This window comes from Caballeronia sp. HLA56 (genome assembly GCF_054655155.1).
On record NZ_BAAHOB010000003.1, the window covers coordinates 739,541 to 759,902 of the forward strand.

19 protein-coding genes are annotated in these 20,362 nt (G+C 60.6%); 16 read left to right on the plus strand and 3 right to left on the minus strand.

Annotation, left to right across the window (positions count from 1 at the left end):
• Window positions 1-3 precede the first annotated feature (3 nt).
• The gene (locus tag ACYQ47_RS15300; RefSeq protein WP_244831356.1) at window positions 4-429 is read right to left on the minus strand and encodes a MaoC family dehydratase; all 426 of its coding nucleotides are present in this window, start codon (window positions 427-429) and stop codon (window positions 4-6) included.
• 327 nt (window positions 430-756) lie between these two features.
• Here ACYQ47_RS15300 and ACYQ47_RS15305 point away from each other — a divergent pair, with 327 nt between their 5' ends.
• The 5 genes from ACYQ47_RS15305 (at window position 757) to ACYQ47_RS15325 (ending at window position 6,505) form a co-directional block, all read left to right on the plus strand.
• A complete protein-coding gene (locus tag ACYQ47_RS15305) occupies window positions 757-1,791 on the plus strand; it encodes a TRAP transporter substrate-binding protein (RefSeq protein WP_459905861.1) in 1,035 nt (344 codons plus the stop codon).
• Window positions 1,788-2,360, plus strand: a complete 573-nt coding sequence (locus tag ACYQ47_RS15310; protein WP_250494045.1) for a TRAP transporter small permease — start codon at window positions 1,788-1,790, stop codon at window positions 2,358-2,360. The genes ACYQ47_RS15305 and ACYQ47_RS15310 overlap by 4 nt, the downstream gene beginning before the upstream one ends.
• A 12-nt stretch (window positions 2,361-2,372) precedes the next feature.
• Entirely contained in the window at window positions 2,373-3,644 is a 1,272-nt protein-coding gene (locus tag ACYQ47_RS15315; protein ID WP_244831359.1) for a TRAP transporter large permease, read from the plus strand.
• Window positions 3,645-3,806: 162 nt separating this feature from the next.
• A complete protein-coding gene (poxB, locus tag ACYQ47_RS15320; RefSeq protein ID WP_459905862.1) occupies window positions 3,807-5,528 on the plus strand; it encodes a ubiquinone-dependent pyruvate dehydrogenase in 1,722 nt (573 codons plus the stop codon).
• A gap of 113 nt (window positions 5,529-5,641) precedes the next feature.
• A complete protein-coding gene (locus ACYQ47_RS15325) occupies window positions 5,642-6,505 on the plus strand; it encodes an alpha/beta fold hydrolase (RefSeq protein WP_244831361.1) in 864 nt (287 codons plus the stop codon).
• Here the strand turns inward: ACYQ47_RS15325 and ACYQ47_RS15330 are convergent.
• A complete protein-coding gene (locus ACYQ47_RS15330; protein WP_459905863.1) occupies window positions 6,502-7,182 on the minus strand; it encodes a dihydrofolate reductase family protein in 681 nt (226 codons plus the stop codon). The genes ACYQ47_RS15325 and ACYQ47_RS15330 overlap by 4 nt on opposite strands.
• 170 nt (window positions 7,183-7,352) lie before the next feature.
• Here ACYQ47_RS15330 and deoC point away from each other — a divergent pair, with 170 nt between their 5' ends.
• The 8 genes from deoC to ACYQ47_RS15370 all read left to right on the plus strand — a co-directional run bounded on the left by deoC (window position 7,353) and on the right by ACYQ47_RS15370 (window position 17,013).
• Window positions 7,353-8,363 carry a deoxyribose-phosphate aldolase gene (gene deoC, locus ACYQ47_RS15335; protein WP_459905864.1) on the plus strand — a complete coding sequence of 337 codons (1,011 nt, stop codon included), beginning with the start codon at window positions 7,353-7,355 and terminating at the stop codon, window positions 8,361-8,363.
• Between the two features lie 32 nt (window positions 8,364-8,395).
• Window positions 8,396-10,786, plus strand: a complete 2,391-nt coding sequence (locus ACYQ47_RS15340) for an aldehyde dehydrogenase family protein (protein WP_459905865.1) — start codon at window positions 8,396-8,398, stop codon at window positions 10,784-10,786.
• Window positions 10,787-10,859: 73 nt separating this feature from the next.
• Window positions 10,860-11,333 carry an RbsD/FucU family protein gene (locus ACYQ47_RS15345; RefSeq protein WP_244831365.1) on the plus strand — a complete coding sequence of 158 codons (474 nt, stop codon included), beginning with the start codon at window positions 10,860-10,862 and terminating at the stop codon, window positions 11,331-11,333.
• A complete protein-coding gene (rbsK, locus tag ACYQ47_RS15350; protein WP_244831366.1) occupies window positions 11,330-12,262 on the plus strand; it encodes a ribokinase in 933 nt (310 codons plus the stop codon). The genes ACYQ47_RS15345 and rbsK overlap by 4 nt, the downstream gene beginning before the upstream one ends.
• Window positions 12,259-13,302 carry an ABC transporter permease gene (locus ACYQ47_RS15355; protein ID WP_250494051.1) on the plus strand — a complete coding sequence of 348 codons (1,044 nt, stop codon included), beginning with the start codon at window positions 12,259-12,261 and terminating at the stop codon, window positions 13,300-13,302. Before rbsK ends, ACYQ47_RS15355 begins: the two co-directional genes overlap by 4 nt.
• Before the next feature lie 63 nt (window positions 13,303-13,365).
• The gene (locus ACYQ47_RS15360; protein WP_250468013.1) at window positions 13,366-14,370 is read left to right on the plus strand and encodes an autoinducer 2 ABC transporter substrate-binding protein; all 1,005 of its coding nucleotides are present in this window, start codon (window positions 13,366-13,368) and stop codon (window positions 14,368-14,370) included.
• A gap of 55 nt (window positions 14,371-14,425) precedes the next feature.
• A complete protein-coding gene (locus ACYQ47_RS15365) occupies window positions 14,426-15,955 on the plus strand; it encodes a sugar ABC transporter ATP-binding protein (protein ID WP_310390726.1) in 1,530 nt (509 codons plus the stop codon).
• Window positions 15,952-17,013, plus strand: coding sequence for an ABC transporter permease (locus ACYQ47_RS15370; RefSeq protein WP_244831369.1), 1,062 nt, complete (start codon window positions 15,952-15,954; stop codon window positions 17,011-17,013). The genes ACYQ47_RS15365 and ACYQ47_RS15370 overlap by 4 nt, the downstream gene beginning before the upstream one ends.
• Window positions 17,014-17,067: 54 nt before the next feature.
• Here ACYQ47_RS15370 and ACYQ47_RS15375 read toward each other — a convergent pair whose 3' ends face one another.
• On the minus strand, window positions 17,068-17,793 hold the full coding sequence (locus ACYQ47_RS15375; RefSeq protein ID WP_244831370.1) for a DeoR/GlpR family DNA-binding transcription regulator: 726 nt from the start codon (window positions 17,791-17,793) through the stop codon (window positions 17,068-17,070).
• Between the two features lie 189 nt (window positions 17,794-17,982).
• Between ACYQ47_RS15375 and ACYQ47_RS15380 the strand changes: the two genes are divergently transcribed.
• From ACYQ47_RS15380 to ACYQ47_RS15390, 3 genes are all read left to right on the plus strand, one after another.
• Window positions 17,983-18,966, plus strand: a complete 984-nt coding sequence (locus tag ACYQ47_RS15380; protein WP_244831371.1) for a DNA-binding protein — start codon at window positions 17,983-17,985, stop codon at window positions 18,964-18,966.
• A gap of 177 nt (window positions 18,967-19,143) precedes the next feature.
• Entirely contained in the window at window positions 19,144-19,767 is a 624-nt protein-coding gene (locus tag ACYQ47_RS15385; protein ID WP_250495265.1) for a LysE family translocator, read from the plus strand.
• 187 nt (window positions 19,768-19,954) lie between these two features.
• A complete protein-coding gene (locus ACYQ47_RS15390; RefSeq protein ID WP_244831373.1) occupies window positions 19,955-20,356 on the plus strand; it encodes a thioesterase family protein in 402 nt (133 codons plus the stop codon).
• Window positions 20,357-20,362 lie beyond the last annotated feature (6 nt).

A 20,362-nucleotide genomic window follows, 5' to 3' on the forward strand; every position in this document is an offset into this window, starting at 1 on the left:
GTGTCACAGCACCTTGAGGTAAGTCTTGCCCGATGCCACGACCACGCCGTCTTGCCGCGTGACATCGGCGACGAATACGCACACGTTGCGCTCTTCATCCTTCTCTTCGAGCGTGAGACGCGCAGTGACCGTATCGCCTATAAACACCGGCGCATTGAACGTGATGTCATAGCGATACGACACCGCGCCCGGACTCGGCGCCTTCGCCGCCATATGGCCCATGACTGTCGAAAGAAAGCCGACCGAGAGACAGCCTTGCGCAATGCGCTTCTCGAAGCGCGTGGTCTTGGCGAACTCTTCGTTCAGATGCACGGCGTAAAAGTCGCCGACTATCCCGGCAAATCCATAGATGTCGTATTCGGATACGGTCTTTGCGAAATCGGCGGTATCGCCGATTGCATAACAGTCCATGTGCGGGCGTTTGGCCATGTTGACGAACCAGTGTATTAGGTGGGGTAAACACGGCGTATCGCTTGCGAGCGACACACCGTCAACGTGGAAGTCACTTTAAAGATGCGCTTGGTTCACGCGGTAGGACGGTTCGCGCGATCTTTTGGACTTTTTAGCGTCACGTCGCGTTTGCATGGAAACCAGCGTTAAAAAGTACAAGAAATCTGGAGCCTGGTCCTAACGCACCGTTGACGCGATCACAAATACTTGCGTCAACCCGTCGCTCTTCGACATGCACGACACATGAGGCACAAGAAGAGGCAGAAGGCGGTGTCCATATCGTGAAGAACGTGGGAAGGAGACAACATGAATTCGCTTTTCAAGGCGCATCGCTCGTTGCGCGTGACGATGAGCGCCGTGCTCGCCGCATTGTGCGTCGCCGCAACAGGCAGTGCGATGGCGCAAGACAAGGTCGTGATGAAGCTTGGGCATACGCTCGCACCGGACAATCACTATCAACTGACCGCGCAGGTCTTCGCCAAGGAAGTCGCGCAACGCACGCATGACCATGTCGAGATTCAGCTCTTTCCCCAATCGCAACTCGGGGGCGAAGTGCAGATGGCGCAGGCGTTGCGCACTGGCACGCAGGAACTCATGATCTCCGCGCAAGCGCCGATCGACAATACGATCAAGCAATGGCAGATTTTCGACATGCCTTATCTCTTCAGCAGCATGGATGAGGCGAACAAGGTGCTCCAAGGACCCGTCGGCCGCAAGTATCTCGACATGATGCAGCCGGTCAACATGGTCGGTCTCACGTGGCTTGCTGTCGGCGAACGCAATCTCTTCACGACCAAACGTCCAGTCACGTCGCTTGCCGACATGAAGGACCTGAAGGTGCGCGTGATGCAAAGCCCCGGCTATATCGCGGGCTATAAGGCGCTCGGCGCGAACCCCACGCCGCTCGCCTATAACCAGTTGTTCCTCGCGCTGTCGCAAGGCCTCGTCGATGGCGCGGACACATCGCCCGAGCAATTCGTGCAGGACAAGTTCTCCGACGTCGCCAAGCATTTCTATGTGACGCACGTGAACTACCTGCCCGTCGTGCTCGCGATGAGCAAGAGCGCCTGGACCAAGCTGTCGCCTGCTGACCAGAAGGCTTTTCAAGAGTCAGCCGCGGTCGCCGCCGATTTCGACCTGAAGGAGTACAAGCGCGAATACGACGCCGCACTCGCGACGATGAAGGCCAAGGGCATTCAAGTGACGATGGTCGACACTGCGCCGTGGGCCGAAGCCACGAAGTCCGCGCGTGACGAACTCGTTGCGAAGATTCCGGATGGCGCCGCGCTCTACGCCGAGATGAACGCGGCCAAGCAGGCCTCGTCCGTGGCATCCAAATGACGCCTTTGTCACCGGAAGTGCCGGAGGAAACCCGTATGGAAAAGCTCGCGCGTGGCTTGATGTTCATCGACGACATGGTTCTGAAGCTGAACCTGTTCGTCAGCAGTTGCCTCTTGCTGGCAGCGGTGATCGTCGCCGGTCTCGGGGTCGTGTTCCGCTTCGTGCTGCACGACTCGCTTTCGTGGTCCGACGAAGCCGCGGCGTATCTCTTCGTCTGGCTCACGTGCCTGGGTGCGGCGGCAGGCGTCAAGTTACGCGCACATCCCGAAGTGCGCGTGCTGGCCGATCGCGTGCCGGCGGCGATCGCGCCCTTGCTCAAGGACTTCACGGACTGCGCGATTCTCGCGCTCGGCGCCGTGTTCGTCGCGTATGGCTCGGACATGCTCGCGTTGATGGGCACGGAGACGGCCGCATCGATTCCCATCTCGATGGTCTATCCGTATCTTTCCATTCCCGTGTGCGGCGCGTTGCTCGTGTTTCATTCGCTGGTGCGCATCGTCGTGTCGCACCTCGCGCCGCAGACGCAGACCAACGCCACTTTGATCGAAGGCGTGTCCGACCATCTCTAGGATAAAGACATCATGTGGGCAATCGCTCTAGGCGCGGGGCTGCTTGGCCTCGGTGTACCGGTGGCCATCTGTATTGGTATCGCGGCGACGCTGGCGTTGTCGATCAATGGCACGCCGCTGCTCGTCATTCCGCAACAACTCTTCTCGAACCTCAATAACGTGGGTCTGCTCGCGATTCCGTTCTTCATGCTCACGGGCGCGATCATGGATTCGGGCGGCGTTTCGCGACGCATCATCGAGTTTTCGCAAGCGCTCGTCGGCTTCATGCGTGGCGGTATCGGCCAGGTCACGATTGTCGCGAGCATGTTCTTCGCGGACCTCTCGGGATCGGCCACGGCGGATACGGCGGCGATCGGCTCCGTGATGATTCCGGGCATGGTGAAGAAGGGCTATTCGCGTGCGTTCGCGGTGGCATTGCAATCGGCGGCGGGATCGCTCGGGCTGCTTTCGCCGGTATCGATGAGCATGCTCGTCTATGCTTACACGGCGAATGTATCGGTAGGCACGATGTTTATTGCCGGTATCTTGCCGATGCTCCTAGTGGTCGCTTCGTTCATGATCGTGAACTACGTGACCGCCGTGCGCAACGACTACAGCGCGGTCGAGCCGTTCAGCGCACGCAAGTTGTGGACTACGTTTCGCGAAGCATTCTGGGCCTTGCTCACGCCGATCATCATTCTGGGCGGCATCCTTGGCGGCATCTTCACGCCGGTCGAGGCAGGCGTGGTTGCGGCGGTGTACGTCACGCTGGTGAGCGCGTTCATCTTTCGCACCTTGAAGCTCTCGCATTTCAAGGAGATTCTCGTCAAGACGTCGGTGAACACGACGCGCGTGTCGTTCCTGTTGGGTCTTGCGTTCGTGCTCGGCCGGTATCTCATCGAAGCGCAAATTCCCTTGCATGTGGCGAACAGTTTTCTTGCGATCACGACGAGCGCGATCATCCTGCTCATTCTCATCAACCTGTTTCTGATCGCGGCGCATACGGTGCTCGAAACCATTTCGAGTATCGCGGTGATAATCCCGGTGTTCCTGCCGCTCGTCGTGCAGATGCATATCGATCCCGTCGTATTCGGCGTGATCGTGCTGATCAATTCGGCTATCGGCATTAATCTGCCACCTATTGGCTTCTGCCTCTTCACGGCGGCGTCCATTGGTGGTGTATCGGTCGAAAAGGCGACGCGTGCGATTCTGCCTTTCATTCTCGCGCTCGTGATCGACTTACTGTTGATCATTTTCTTCCCGCATATTCCGCAGTTTCTGCCGCATCTGATGTCGATGAAATAACGCTCGACGACCTTGGAAAACGCTTCACCAGGGGCCTGGTCTTCGGACCGGGCCCTTGGTATGACAGCACGGTTTACGACGCGTTAGCGTGCACTGTGATATTTCTTCTGTCTAAGTACACGTGCAACCGTCCAACGAACCCTGTATGTCATTGGAGTGAACATGGCCAAAAGCACCATCGCCGACTATCTGGCAAAGACGCTTGCCGCTGCGGGCGTCGAACGCATCTGGGGCGTGACGGGCGACAGCCTCAACGGGCTTGCCTACAGCCTCGATAAAGTCGGGTCTATTCGTTGGATGCATACTCGCCACGAAGAAGCCGCGGCCTTTGCCGCGGGCGCGGACGCAGCTTCTTCCGGCAAGCTCGCCGTCTGCGCGGGCAGTTGCGGTCCCGGCAATCTGCATCTCATCAACGGGCTTTACGACTGTCATCGTAACCAACAGCCCGTGCTGGCCATTGCCGCGCATATTCCATCGACGGAAATCGGCCTCGGATACTTTCAGGAAACGCATCCGCAAGAGCTCTTCAAGGAATGCAGTCACTTCGTCGAACTGGTGTCGAACGCATCGCAGTTCCCGCGCGTGCTCGAACGTGCGATGCGCGCGGCGCTCGATCAACGTGGCGTCGCGGTAATCGTGCTGCCGGGCGATGTTGCCTTGAGCGACGGACCCGGAGTCGAACCACGGTGGACCGCAAGCGAACCGAGCGCAATCGTTCCAGCCGAATCGCAACTCGACACACTCGCGGCCATGCTCAACGGCTGCGAAGCCGTGACCATCATGTGCGGCAGCGGTGTAGCGGGCTCGCACGACGAAGTGGTCGCGCTTGCCGATACACTCGGAGCGCCGGTCGTGCATGCGTTGCGCGGCAAGCAATTCATCGAATACGACAATCCTTTCGATGTCGGCATGACGGGCTTGATCGGCTTCAGCTCGGGCTATCACGCCATGATGTCCTGCGATACGCTCGTGCTGCTCGGTTGCGACTTCCCTTATCGGCCGTTCTATCCGCCGCACGCGAAGGTCGTGCAGATAGACTGGCGCGGGGCGCAGCTCGGCAAGCGCACGCCGCTCGACATGGGTATTGTCGGCACCATCAAGGAGACGCTCACGGCGCTCTTGCCCAAGCTCAAGCGCAAGACGGAACGACGCTTCCTCGACAACGCGCTCAAGCACTATGCAGATGCACGCAAGGATCTCGATCACTACGCGACACCTTCGGCGCTTGGCCGTCCGATTCATCCGCAATATCTCACGAAGCTCGTCGACGACATCGCCGCCGAGGATGCCATCTTTACCGTCGATGTCGGCACGCCCACGTTGTGGGCCGCGCGCTATCTCACGATGAATGGCAAGCGTCAGTTGCATGGCTCGTTCAATCACGGTTCCATGGCGAACGCAATGCCGCAGTCGCTCGGCGTGCAAGCGGCGCATCCGCAACGGCAAGTGGTCTCACTGTCGGGCGATGGCGGTTTGTCCATGCTGCTAGGCGATCTCTTGAGCGCCATTCAGTTGAAGCTGCCGATCAAGGTCGTCGTGTTCAATAACAGCTTGCTCGGTTTCGTGTCGATGGAGCTCAAGGCGGGCGGTTATCTCGACACCAATGTCGATCTCAGCAAGACCGACTTCTCGCAGATTGCGAAGGGCGCGGGCATATGGTCGGTGCGCGTGGAAGAGTCGGAGCAACTGGAGGGCGCATTGCGCGATGCCTTCGCGCACGACGGCCCCGCGCTCGTCGATGTCGTCACCGCCAAACATGAATTGGCGATGCCGCCGACCATCGAGCTATCGCAAGCGAAGGGCTTCAGTCTCTACATGCTGCGCGCTATCTTGAGCGGCCGTGGCGACGAAATCGTCGAGCTGGCGCGCACGAATCTGCGTTAAGCAAACTAACCGGCCGCGACTCGTATCATCAAAACGAGTTGCAAACAGAGTTGCGGCCGATTTCGCGTTCGTGGTTTATGCTGTCGGACCACATCCAACGCGGACAGCGAGCCATGAGCGATTCATCAGCGGGCGCATTGCCGCTCGACCAGGTTTTCGACTTCGAAGGTCAGGCTATCCGTTATGGCGCGATAGGCGAGGGCGCGCCGCTCGTGATGGTGCACGGCACGCCGTTCTCATCGCAGGTATGGCGGCGGATTGCGCCGGTGATGGCGCGGACGCATCGCGTGCATTACTTCGATCTTCTGGGATACGGCGAGTCGGACAAGCGCGAGGGGCAGGACGTATCGCTCGGCGTGCAGAATCGCGTGCTCGCGGCATTGCTCGATCACTGGAAGCGTGACTGGAAGGGCGCGTTGCCCGACGTGCTCGCGCACGACTTCGGTGGCGCCACTTCGTTGCGGGCCGCGCTACTGAACGGCTGCGTTTATCGTTCCTTGATGCTGATCGACCCTGTCGCGCTGTCGCCGTGGGGATCGCCCTTCGTGCTGCACGTTCGTGAACATGAGAGTGCGTTCGCGGGCGTGCCGCCCTACATACATCGGGCCATGGTCGATGCTTATGTGCAAGGCGCGGCGCATCGGCCGCTTTCGGAAGACGTGCTGCGCATCTACACGCGGCCGTGGATCGGCGAACCGGGACAGGCGGCTTTCTACAGACAGATCGCGCAGATGGACCAGCGTTATACCGATGAAATCGAAGCACGCTTTGGCGATTTGCGTTGCCCCGTGACGGTTCTTTGGGGCGAGGAAGACCAGTGGATTCCAGCGAAACGCGGCGTCGAATTGGCTTCGCGCATTCCGGGCGCGCGGTTCACGCGAGTGGCGTGCTCGGGGCATCTCATGCAGGAAGATGCGCCCGAAGCGATTGTCGGCGAATTGCTGGCGTTCCTCGCGCGCGTGGACGCGCTAGCCTAGTCCTTGCGCTTATAACGCAGCCACACCATGTCGTTATCGAGCGTCTTCGCCGAATCGAGCTTGAGATAAGCGGGCTTTTGCCATTTGTCCATCGCCACTTCGAATGAAGAGGGATGCGCCTCGCGGCCGTCGACGAGCGGCACGATCAGCACGCTGACTTCATCGACGAGTTGCGCATTGACGAACGCGCCCGATACATGCCCGCCGCCTTCGACTATCAACGTGCCGATCTTCAACTCGCGCTCGAGCGTTTCCACGACGCGCGCGAGCTCGATATCCTTCTTCCCGCCGAATACGTACGACGCGCCGATGGATTGCAGATAGGCGAGGTAGTCGTCATCGACATCTTCCGCGAGCACTTCGACGATATGCGAGTCGAGTGCCGTGTTCGTCTTCCATGTCACGCGGCCCTTAGGGTCGATTGAAATTGCGTACTGGCTTGCGTCGCGTTTGGCGAAATGGTCCGTGCGTTCGATAGGACCTTTGGCGAGGCCACGCGGATAATCCTTGTCCTTGCCGTGCAAGATTTCCTGCATGGTGACGCGGCCGCACGCCCAGGCATCGGCCTTGAAGGTCGCGGCGGTTTCTTCATAACACGGCGATGCAAAGTCGAGATGCCAGCCGTCGGTAAGGCTGCGGCCATCGAGCGAGGACATCATGTGGCAAATGATATGCATGGGGGCTCCAGCGTATGAGAAAGCAAACCGTCCGCAAGCCCCATGCCCTAAATCCTCTCATAGCGCCTCCGAACTTTCCCTATGTTACGATCTTCACAAATGTGATTTAGAATGAGATCAATCTATCAAAACATGTTGTGCGTCGCACAAGACCGCAGCACCCCGATCTCATGCTGGAAACTGCACAGAAGTCCGTCGTCGCGTGGCCCGGGAAAGTCCAAGCCGGGCATGTGAGCGATCGTAATCCTGGCGTGCCCTTCGACCTCTCATGGCTCGATGGCCTGCGCGTGAATCAGTCCGCCGTGCTGCGCCGCGCGTCCACGCTTGGCACGCGTCGCGCGGTCAAGAAGGACGCGCAGGCCGCGTGGCTGCTCAAGGCGATCACCTGCATCGACCTCACCACGTTGAGCGGCGACGACACCACCGCGCGCGTCGAACGTCTTTGCGCAAAGGCGCGTCGCCCGGTGCGAGACGATTTGCTCGAAGCGCTCGGCATGATGCCTGGATCGATCAGGACGGGCGCGGTTTGCGTGTATCACCGCTATGTCAAAGCCGCCGTGAACGCGCTCGAAGGGAGCGGCATTCCGGTCGCGGCCGTCTCCACGGGTTTTCCCGCTGGTCTCAATCCGCACGAACTCAAGTTGCGCGAGATAGAGGCCTCGGTGAAGGACGGCGCGGCAGAGATCGATATCGTCGTCACCCGTGAGTACGTGTTGACCGGTAACTGGAAGGCGCTCTACGACGAGATGCGCGACTTCCGCGCCGCTTGCGGCAACGCGCACGTCAAGGCGATTCTCGGCACGGGCGACATCCGCACGCTGTCGAACATCGCCAAGGCATCGATGATCTGCATGATGGCCGGCGCGGATTTCATCAAGACATCGACGGGGAAGGAAAGCGTCAACGCCACGCTCGACGTCTCGCTCGTCATGGTGCGCATGATCCGCGAATATCTGGCACGCACCGGCGTTGCCATCGGCTTCAAGCCTGCGGGCGGCGTTTCGACGGCCAAGACCGCGCTCGAATATCAGATCCTCATGAAGGAAGAACTCGGGCGTGAATGGCTCGAACCGGAGTTGTTCCGCATCGGCGCGTCGAGCCTTCTCGCCGATATCGAGCGGCAACTCGAACATCATGTGAGCGGACGGTATTCGTCGTTCAATCGCCATCCCGTCGCCTGAATCACGCATCACGCATCCAACAGACAGCCCTCATGAGCGTAGCCGAATATTTTTCTTCGATGGAATACGGACCCGCACCGGAAGACGATCGCGCCGTGCGCGCGTGGCTCGATCAACACGCCGGCCGTTTCGGTCATTTCATCAACGGCGCATGGCGCGATGACGACAACGCCGAGCGTTTCGAATCGCGCGAGCCGGCGACAGGGCGAGTACTTGCGTCCATCGCGCAAGGCACCGATGCCGATGTTGCGGCTGCCGTGGCGGCCGCGCAAGCCGCGCTCGAAGGCTGGCAAGCGATTGGCGGTGCGGGACGCGCGCGGCATCTCTATGCGCTTTCGCGCATGGTGCAGCGACATGCGCGGCTCTTCGCCGTGCTCGAATCGCTGGACAACGGCAAGCCGATTCGCGAGTCGCGCGACATCGATATCCCCCTTGTTTCGAGGCATTTTCTGCATCACGCGGGTTGGGCGCAGTTGCAGGATCGCGAGTTCGCCGACTGGGCGCCGCTCGGTGTCATCGGGCAAATCGTGCCGTGGAATTTTCCGCTGCTAATGCTTGCTTGGAAGATCGCGCCGGCTATCGCGCTCGGCAATTGCGTGGTGCTCAAGCCGGCCGAATACACGCCGCTTACCGCGTTGCTCTTCGCCGAACTGGCGCATCGCGCGGGCTTGCCGGCAGGCGTGCTCAATGTCGTGACGGGCGATGGCCGCACGGGTGCGGCGCTCGTCGAGCATCCACGTGTCGCGAAGATTGCGTTCACGGGATCGACCGAAGTGGGTCGGCAGATTCGCGCGACGACGGCGGGCTCGGGAAAATCGCTCACGCTCGAACTGGGCGGCAAGTCGCCCTTCATCGTATTCGACGATGCCGATCTCGATAGCGCGGTCGAAGGCGTGGTCGACGCCATCTGGTTCAATCAAGGACAAGTGTGCTGCGCGGGTTCGCGTTTGCTCGTGCAGGAAGGCATCGAAGCGGCTTTCGTCGACAAGCTCAAGCGCCGCATGGAGACGCTGCGGGTCGGGACGTCGCTCGATAAAGGCATCGACATGAGCGCTATCGTCGATGACGTGCAACTCGAACGTATTCGTTCGCTCGTCGCCAAGGGCGAAAGCGAAGGCTGCGCCATCTTCCAGCCGTCGCGTCTCACGTTGCCCGAAGGCGGCGCGTTTTTTCCGCCGACGCTCGTGACCAACGTGGCGCCTGCAAGCACGCTTGCGCAGGAAGAGATCTTCGGTCCAGTGCTCGTGACGATGAGCTTTCGCACGCCCGAGGAAGCCGTCGCACTGGCCAATAACACGCGCTATGGTCTCGCGGCCAGCGTGTGGAGCGAGAACATCAGCCGCGCGCTGGACGTTGCGCCGCGCCTGCAATGCGGCGTCGTGTGGATCAATGCAACCAATCTCTTCGACGCAGCCGTGGGCTTCGGCGGATATCGCGAGTCGGGCTTTGGTCGCGAAGGTGGACGCGAAGGTATCTACGAGTACCTGAAACCGCGTGCCTGGGCGAAGCTGCCGGTTCGCGGTGAAACGAAGGCAACGCCGGCACAGCCCGATGCGTTGCTCGATACGGGCAATGTCAGCACCATCGACCGCACGGCGAAGCTCTTTATCGGCGGCAAGCAAGCGCGGCCCGATAGCGGCTATTCGCGGCTCGTGCGTTCGCCTTCGGGCGAGATTGTCGGCGAAGTGGGCGAGGGCAATCGCAAGGACATTCGCAACGCGGTGGCCGCTGGGCGCAGCATGACGAAGTGGACGGCCGCAAGCGCGCATAATCGCGCGCAGGTGCTGTATTACATGGCCGAGAATCTCAGTGCGCGCGCCGATGAGTTCGCAAGGCAACTCGTCACGCGTGCCGGGTCCAGCGAACGCGATGCGAAGCGCGAAGTCGAAGCATCCATTGCGCGTTTCTTTACGTATGCGGCATGGTCCGACAAATTCGACGGAGCGGTGCATGCGCCGCCTTTGCACGGTGTGGCGCTCGCCATGCACGAAGCGCTCGGCGTGATCGGCGTGGTGTGTCCCGACGAAGCGCCGTTGCTCGGCTTCGTGTCGCTGGTGGCGCCCGCGCTTGCGCTGGGTAATCGCGTGGTCGCGGTGCCGAGCGAGACGTGTCCGCTGATGGCGACGGACTTCTATCAGATCGCGGAAACGTCGGATGTGCCAGGCGGTGCGCTCAATATCGTCACGGGCGATGTACGCTCGCTGGCTCAAACGCTCGCGCAGCACGACGATGTCGACGCGCTCTGGTCCTTCCACGGCGCGGCCCTTTCGACGCTGGCCGAACGTGAGTCGGTGGGTAATCTGAAACGCACGTTCGTCGATAACGGTCGCGTGTTCGACTGGCACGATGCATCGAGCGAAGGCTTGCCGTTCTTGCGGCAGGCCGTGCAGGTGAAGAATATCTGGGTGCCGTACGGCGATTGATCGACGGTACGCATGTGAGAATTGAAGGGCGAAGACTTCGGGACGAAGCGCGCCCATGCATGGAGGAGACGCTGTGCTGAAGAATATCGATCCACTATTGAATGCCGACATCCTGTACGCGCTTGCCGCGATGGGACATGGCGACGAAGTGGTGATCTGCGATGCTCATTTTCCCGCTGACTCGGTGGCCCGGAAAACGGTGTTAGGCAAGGTGCTGCGCATGGATGGCGCGAGCGCGCCACGTGCGGTGCGTGCCGTGCTTTCGGTGTTGCCGCTCGATACGTTCGTCGAAGATCCGGCAGGCCGCATGGAAGTAGTTGGCAATGCAACTACTTTGCCTGCCGTGCAACGCGAGGCGCAACGCGAAGTGGACGACGCAGAAGGGCGTGCACAGGCTTTCGCGCCGATCGAACGTTTTGCGTTCTACGAACGCGCCAAGAATGCGTATTGCGTGATAGCCACGGGCGAAGCGCGCGGTTATGGCTGCTTCATCTTCAAGAAGGGCGTGCAGCTCGCTGCCGACGCGTCTGAAGGAGAAGCGCGATGAGCGTGGTCATTCTCGGCATCTACGTCACCGACCTCGCGTTCCGTGCACAACGCATGCCCTTGCTTGGCGAAACCGTGGCAGGCTCGGCGTTTGCAATGGGTCCGGGTGGCAAGGGCTCAAATCAGGCCGTGGCGGCCGCGCGTGCGGGCGCCGACGTGATCTTCTGCACGCGCATTGGCAACGACGCGTTCGGCCAAATCGCACAGGCAACGTGGGCGGCTGAAGGCATCGCATCGCGTGCGACCGTGCTGGACGACATCGCCACGGGTGCCGCGCATATTTACGTCGACGAAAACACGGGCGGCAACGCGATCATCGTGGCGGCCGGCGCTGCGGGCACGCTTGGACCCGAAGACATCGAGGCGATCGAAGCGGATATCGCACGTGCATCCGTGTTCGTCACACAACTCGAACAGCCGCTGCCCGCTGCGCGTCGTGGTCTCGAACTCGCGCGCAAGCATGGCGTGACAACGGTGTTCAATCCCGCTCCAGCGCTTCCACTCACCGACGACATCTATCCGCTCTGCGACTACATCACGCCCAATGAAACGGAAGCAACCGCGCTCACGGGCGTGGCGATCGAATCGGTCGATGACGCTCGCCGCGCAGCGGATGTCTTGCTCAAGAAGGGCGCGCGTGCGGTGATCGTCACGCTCGGAGAAAAGGGCGCACTGCTGCATACGTCGGGCGGCAAATCCGAACTCGTGCCGGCCTTCGACTGCGGCCGTGTAGTCGAGACCGCAGGCGCGGGCGATGGCTTCACAGGCGGCTTCGCAGCGGCGCTTGCACGCGGCGATTCGGCACTGGCTGCCGTGCGCTTTGGTTGCGCGCTGGCGAGCCTTTCGGTGACGCGCGCGGGCACCGCTCCGTCGATGCCGCGTCTCGATGAAATCAACGCTGTGCTCGGCGAAAGGAGCGAGGTGCGATGAAGGGATCGAAGTGGCTCGCCGATCGCCAGCTGAACTTTCTGGTCGGCGTGAACTTGCTGGTCGTGATCATCGCGACATGGCTTTCCAAAGGACAGTTTCTCGACATCGACAATCTTCAGTCGATGGGCGGACAGTTGCCCGAACTCGGGCTGCTCGCACTCGGCATCATGCTGTCGATGGTGTCGGGCAATGGCGGGATCGATCTGTCCGGAGTGGGGCTCGCGAATCTGTCCGGCATGGTCGCGGCAATGTTGCTGCCGCAAATGGTCTCGGGCGACGACTCACCGGCGCTCTATACCGGCGTGTTCGTATGCATCGTCGTGGCAATGGGTGCGCTTGGCGGTATCCTAAATGGCGTGGTGATCGCGAAGCTGAGGCTGACGCCCATTCTCTGCACGCTCGGCACGCAACTGCTGTTCACGGGTATCGCGGTGGTGCTGAGTAACGGTGCTTCGGTGCGGGTGGAATATGTCGATCCGCTTTCCAACATCGGTAACGGCACCTTCCTGCAAGTACCCATATCGTTGTGGATTTTCGTCGCCGCCGTCTTGTTGCTCGGTTGGATATTGAAGCGCACGCCGTTCGGTCTGCGGCTGTATCTCATGGGCACGAATCCGAAGGCCGCGTTTTATGCGGGCATTCCGCGCACGCGCATGCTGATCGTCACGTATGGTCTTTGCGGCGTGCTTGCATCGCTTGCCGGACTCATCAGCGCGACGCATACGTCGAGCGCGAAATGGGATTACGGCAATTCGTATTTGCTGATCGCAATCCTCATCGCAGTCATGGGCGGCGTGAATCCCGCTGGCGGCTATGGACGTATAGTCTGCGTGTTTCTTGCCGCGACCGTCTTGCAGTTTCTGTCGAGCCTGTTCAATCTGCTCGGCGTGTCGCAATTCTTCGGTGACTGCGCGTGGGGTTTCTTGCTGCTTGCATCGCTTGCATTCGCAGGTGGCGAACGCGTGCGCGCAATCTTCGGTATAGGCGGCGCGAAGCCTTCCAGCAAGGTGCCGCAACCGCCCGCATCGACCGGACGTTGAAACGCTTTTATTTCCCCGTGATTCATAAAGAGGCCAAGTGACAGAGGCAAAGGAGACAGCACAATGAAACTCAAGAAAATCACCACCGCGCTCACGGCAATCGCGCTTGCAGCAGGAGCCATTGCAGCCGCGCAAGCTGCGAACAACGAGACCATCGTGACGGTCGTGAAAGTGACCGGCATCAACTGGTTCAATCGCATGGACGAAGGCGTAAAGCAGTTCGGCAAGGACAATCCGAACATCTCCGTGTATCAGACAGGTCCGGGGCGTGCCGATGCCGCGCAACAGCTGAAGATCATCGAAGACTTGATCGCGAAGAAAGTCACGGCGATTGCAGTCGTGCCGTATGATCCGCCGACGCTCGAACCCGCGCTCAAGAAGGCGATGGATCGCGGCATCAAGGTCGTCACGCATGAAGCGGACAACGCGAAGAACACCATGGTGGATATCGAAGCGTTCGATAACACCGCCTACGGTGCGGGCTTGAACGAACGTCTTGCGAAGTGCATGGGAAGCCAGGGTAAGTGGGCCGTGCTGGTGGGCTCGCTCGGCAGCCGCTCGCAAGTGCAATGGGCCGATGGCGGTATCGGCAATGCAAAGGCCAAATATCCGAAAATGGATCTGGTCGAGCCGAAGCTTGAAACGAATAACGACGGCGAGCGTGCTTATCAGGTCGCGAAGGAAGTGCTGCGCAAGCATCCGGATCTGACGGGCTTTCAGGGCTCGTCGTCGCTGGATGTGATCGGCATTGGCCGTGCAGTGGAAGAAGCGGGCAAGGTCGGCAAGATCTGCGTGTATGGCACGGGCCTGCCGACTGAAGCAGGCAAGTTCCTCGAAAGCGGAGCGGTCAACGGCATCGCGTTCTGGGACCCGAAGCTCGCCGGTCTCGCAATGAACAAGGTCGCGCAGATGTTGGTGGAAGGCAAGACCATCGACAACGGTACGGACCTCGGCATTACCGGATACAACAAAGTCACCGTGAGCAAGGGCCCGGGCAAGGGTGTGATCGTGCGCGGTACCGGTTGGGTTGATGTCGACAAGACCAACTACAAGCAGTATCCGTTCTGATGTGACGTACGCGGCGCGTGGTTCATTGCCGCGCGCTGCCTGCTTTCTATAAGCCATGACCAAAGAGACACCGCTCCTCGAAGTCGTCGATATTCATAAGCGCTTCACAGGCGTTTATGCGCTGCGTGGCGTGAGCCTCTCGTTTGAACGCGGGCAGATCTATCATCTGCTCGGCGAGAACGGCTGCGGCAAGAGCACGCTCATCAAGATCATCTCGGGTGCGCAACCGCCCGATGAAGGCGAACTCGTGATCGAAGGCGTGAGACATGCGCGGCTATCGCCGCTCGAATCGCTTTCCGCGGGTATCGAGACCGTTTATCAAGACTTGTCGCTGCTGCCGAACATGAACGTGGCGGAGAACGTCGCGCTCACATCCGAGCTCGCCGAACACAACGGCAAGCTCGCGCGCACGTTCGATCGCCGCGCGCTTGCCGAAACCGCTGCACGGGCGCTGGAAGCCGTGGGCTTGCCGGGCGATGCGGACTTTCAGAAGACCTTGATCGAGCAATTGCCGCTCGCCACGCGGCAGCTCGTGGCAATCGCACGCGCCATTGCCAGCGAAGCGAAGTTCGTCATCATGGACGAGCCCACCACGTCGCTCACGCAAAAGGAAGTGGACAATCTCATCGCCGTCCTCGCGCGTTTGCGTGCCGACGGCGTCGCCGTGCTGTTCGTGAGTCACAAGCTCGACGAGTGCTACGCAATCGGCGGCGAAGTGATCGTGCTGCGCGATGGCCAGAAGATGGCGCAAGGTCCTATCGAAAACTATACGAAGGCGCAGATCAGCGAGCTCATGACGGGCAAGCATCTTTCAACCGAGCGCTATCGCGCGCAAGGGGAAGAAGGCGCATCGCAGATCGTGCTCGACGTGCAGGTGCTCGGACGCAAAGGCCAGTTCGCCGATGTATCGTTCAAGCTGCACAAGGGCGAGATACTCGGTGTGACGGGGCTGCTCGATTCGGGCCGTAATGAACTCGCGCGCGCACTGGCAGGTGTCGCGCCCGCCGACATGGGCACGGTCACGCTCGACGGCATGCGCGTGCGCCTGCAAACGCCGGCGGATGCGAAGACGCAACGCATAGGCTATGTCCCGGAAGACCGGCTGAACGAAGGGCTTTTTCTCGACAAACCGATTCGCGATAACGTCGTGACCGCGATGATTTCGAGCTTGCGGGACCGCTTCGGTCAGATCGATCGCAAGCGCGCGCAGGAGCTTGCCGAGCGCACCGTGAAGGACTTGCAGATCGCCACGCCCGACGTCGACAAGCCCGTGCAATCGCTTTCGGGCGGCAATCAGCAACGCGTGTTGATCGGGCGGTGGCTTGCCATCGATCCGCGCGTGCTGATCCTGCACGGACCGACTGTCGGTGTCGACGTGGGATCGAAGGACATCATTTACCGCATCATGCAGCGGCTTTCGAAGGAGGGCATCGGCATCATTTTGATCAGCGACGACTTGCCCGAACTGCTGCAAAACTGCGACCGTATCTTGATGATGAAGAAGGGCCGGATTTCGAGCGAGTATCGCGCGGATCGTCTGAGCGAGGCCGAGCTTTATCACGCGTTACTTTCAGAGGCAGCATGAGTATGAGCGAATCCATCCGCCGCACGGGAAGCGAGCCGGTGCCGCAAGCCGTGAGCGACGTCGCGCCGCGCGTGCGCAAGGGCAGTCTTTATGCGCGGCTGATGCGCAATCCCGAGTGGTTCACCCTAGGTCTGATTCTCGTGACGTGTCTGATCGTGGGTGGCCTGAACCCGCGGTTCTTCCAATTCGCCACGTTGTTCGACTTGTTGCATTCGGCGACCACCGTATCGCTCTTTGCGCTGGGTACGCTCGTCGTGCTGGCTTCGGGCGGTATCGACGTGTCGTTCACGGCAATAGCGGCACTCACGATGTATTCGATCACCAAGGCCGTATTCGCTTGGTGGCCGGAGTGTCCGTTTGCGTTGATACTCATTGCGGGCGCGCTGGGCGGCGTCTTGCTTGGCATCATCAATGGCATGCTCGTGCATCGGTTGAAGGCGCCTTCGCTGATCGTGACGATCGGCACGCAGTATTTGTATCGCGGCTTGTTGCTGACTTTCGTGGGCACGCAGTTCTTCATGAACATTCCGCACAGCATGGATACGTTCGGACGCCTGCCGCTCTTCTTCTATCACACGTCCGATGGTTTGCGTGCCGTGTTGCCGGTCTCCGTGCTCGCGCTCGTGATCGCGGCGGTCGTCACATGGTGGCTGCTCAATCGCACGATGATGGGCCGCGGCGTCTACGCGATGGGCGGTAGTCTCACCATCGCCGAACGGCTCGGTTACAACTTGCGCGCGATCCATCTGTTCGTGTTCGGCTATACGGGATTGCTTGCGGGCGTCGCGGGCATTCTGCATGTATCGACCAACCGGCTTGCTAATCCTTTCGACTTGGTCGGCACGGAACTCGATGTGATCGCCGCCGTGATTTTGGGCGGCGCACGTATAACCGGTGGTACGGGAACGGTGGTGGGCACGTTGCTCGGCGTCGTGCTCGTGACGCTCATCAACAGCGTGCTGATTCTGGTGGGCGTGCCGAGCACTTGGCAGAAGGTAATCATCGGCGCATTCATTCTCGTCGCAGGGACGTTGTTCGCGCTCGGACGACGGCAGTAGTGGGTTGGTCGTTCAGAAGCCGCAGAGAGCCCGCATAGCGTTTTGCGGGCTTTTTTACGCGTGCTTGCGTCTGCGCTGCCCTTCCTCGGTGATGACCGAGTCGAACTCGGAAATCTGTGAGAAGCGCACGGCCTTGACCTTGCCGAGCTTGCTTGCATCGACGACGAGATGGCGCTCCACGGCGCTTGCCATGGCCGCCTGCTTGATCGCCACTTCGTGAAAGTTCCAGCACGTCACACCGCGCGCTTCATCCACGCCACCCGCCGACATGAACGCCTTGTTGATGCCCATACGCCTCAGCGTCTCGACGCTTTCATCGCTCGCAAACGATTCGGATGACGGCACATAGACGCCACCAAGAAGGATTAGCCGGACATTGGGCTTGCGGCGCAGAATCTCGGCCACGTTGAGCGAATAGCACACGACGGTGAGATGCATGTCCGTGGGAATCTGCCGCGCAAGCGTGGTGAGCGTGGTGCCGCAATCGATGAAGATGGTCTCGCTATCGGTAAGCAGATGCGCGGCATGGCTCGATGCAATCGCCTTGGCCTGAGCGAAGTGATCCTTCTCTTCCTCGATGGTATAGCCTGCTGCATTGGGCAAATCCGCCGCGCTGACGATATAGCCGCCGAGGTAAGTGAATTGACCGGGATGCGCTGCGATATCGCGGCGAACGGTCATCTCGGAGACGCCGAGCAAGGCGGCTGCATCGCGCAAGCGCATCACGTTCTGCTTTTCGAGCGCGCTTGAGAGCACGCGCAGGCGTTCGGGTTTGGCCATCGGATTACGGCTTTTATGCGGTGTTAGGTTTTAGTCGTGGGTTGAAAGGATTATAACAATGCGGACCGGCGTGTGAACGCTGGCGCGGGTAAGTACGGGGTTGTCCATATGGCCAAGCAGTCGAGCGAGCGTTAATTATCGGCCGCTCTACGTTATATTCTTGCTCCTCCAAGAACTGACCAAACCGCAATGTCCGAACCGCTCTCCGATGACGCACGACTGGCCGCCGCCATTGACCGCCTGAAAGTCGAATTCCCGAAAACGCGCGAGCTCTACCGGGAAGTCTGCACGCTCCTGTTCTTTCGATTCGGCGTGCCGCCGACGGCCAATCGCCTTTACAGCCTGGTTCGGCGCGGCACCATGAGCACGCCGGCATCGGTGCTGGGCGAGTTCTGGGCCGAGTTGCGAGAGAAGAGCCGGGTACGCATCGAGCATCCGGACCTGCCGCCGGATTTGAGCGATGCCGCTGGCGAACTCATCGGCACGCTTTGGACGCGCGCAACTACGTCGGCACAGGCCGAACTCAACGCGCAACGCGAAGAGCTTGACGCGCAACGCACCGAGGCCGAGCAGAAGGTAGTTGCGGCGCGCGAGGAACTGGGGCGCATGGAAACGACGCTGGAACAGCGCACGATTGCATTGTCGGCGGCACAGGCCGAGATTCGCGAGTTGGAGCGGCAACGCGCCGAAGACGCGGCCACGCGAAAGGCAGTCGATGCCGAAATCAAACGGCTCAACGACGAAGCAAGCGCACGCGCCCGAGAACTGGACAAGGTGCGCGAAGGCTTTTCGCGCGATCTCGAGAAGCTGCGCGAAGCGGCGAGCCGCGCCGAGGAGCGTTTGAGAGCATCGGAGAAACGCGCGCTGCTCGAAATCGATCGCGAACGCAGCGTCACGGCCAAGCTTCAAAAGGAACTGGCCGAGGCGGTCAAACGGGCCGACAAGCGCGATGTGGACCATCGCCGTGCCGTCGATGTCTTGCAAGCGCAAGTTGGCGACGGCCGTCATCATGCCGGCGTGCTCCAAGGCAAACTGGCCGCGCTGGAAACGGCGCATGCGTCGTTGAAAGACGAGCTCAAGTCGATGCGTGATATCGATAAGACGACGCCCAAGCGTGCGACGCGTAAGCCCGCGGTTAAAAAGACCGTCGCGGCACGCAAGAAAGGCGGCTAAAGCCTTCAGTGCGCGTCGTGAGTCAGCTCCCGCCAATCCGATGCCAACGCAAGGAGGGTGTCTGCGCGCATCCGCATGAACAACAATGGCTTCCATCGCAAACGTTTCGGGAGCCAGCATGTCAGCACGCATTCAAGCCTCTTCCGTCGACGCATACGCCACGCGTGGGAGCTAGCCGTGACTACCGCCACCTGGCTTGCCTTCTCCATTGCAACGCTCGCCGCCACGGGCTCCCCGGGCCCCAATGCCATGCTCGTCGTGCGCAATACCGTGCGTTACGGACTGTATGCCGCGCTCTTCACGGTCTCGGGTAACCTGTGTTCGCGCTTCGTCATGGCAAGCGGCGTCATGCTCGGCTTGAGCGCCTTGCTCAACGCATCGCCGTGGCTTGTCATCGGTCTGCGGCTAGCGGGCGCGCTATATTTGATCTGGCTCGGCATACGCGCGATGCGTGGACAGGGCCCACAAGCCGCGGTCACGCATGTGACGCCGCACGTCAGGCAGCCTTGTCTGCGCATCTTTCTTGAGGCCGCTACGGTATCGCTCGTCAATCCGAACACGCTCGGCTTCTTCGCGGCCGCCGTGCCACAGCTAGTCGATCTGCATACGCCGATACTGCCGCAACTCGCCACGCTCATCGCGATCGATACAACCGTGGTGCTCACTGTGATGTCGACTTACGCGTTCGTCACGCATGCCGTGCATCGGCGTATCACGAGCCACAGTCGTCTCATGATGATTCGACGCGGCGGCGGTGCTGCGTTGGTTATCGTCGGACTCACGATGCTGCCGCTTCGTTGATACGCACAATCTCGCATCGAAACCCGTTAAGCAAAGCCGACGACCGTTTCGATTCGCAACGTTAAGAATCTTTACGGTCAGCCCTCTCGATCATTCAGCGATTTGCGGTGAGTCCCGCCAGCCGGGGCTTTCGCATGATTGGCCCAGCCCTTGCATTGATAGCTCCGATAACAAACCGGAGCCGTCCATGATCGAAGCAGGCCGAACCGCCACGCTCACGCATACCGTCTCATCCGCCGATCTCGCCTCTGCTCACGCGCATGAAGCGGATGAGCGCTATCCCGACGTGCTATCCACGCCCGCATTGTTGTCCCTTATCGAGCGCGCCTGCGCGGAACTCATGCGCGACTCCCTGCGCGACGGGCAGCTCTCCGTGGGCGTCACCACGCATCTCAATCATCTCGCACCGACACCACATGGCGCCGATGTCTCCGCCACCGCGACGTTTCGTGCAATCGAAGGCGCGTTGTACTGGTTCGACGTTGTCGCAGCCGATAACGGCGGCCCCGTCGGCAGCGCGAGCCATGCACGGGCCATCGTCGAGAGAAGCGTCATCGAGGCGCGCGCCGCGAAGCGCCGTTCGTCATGAGCGTGC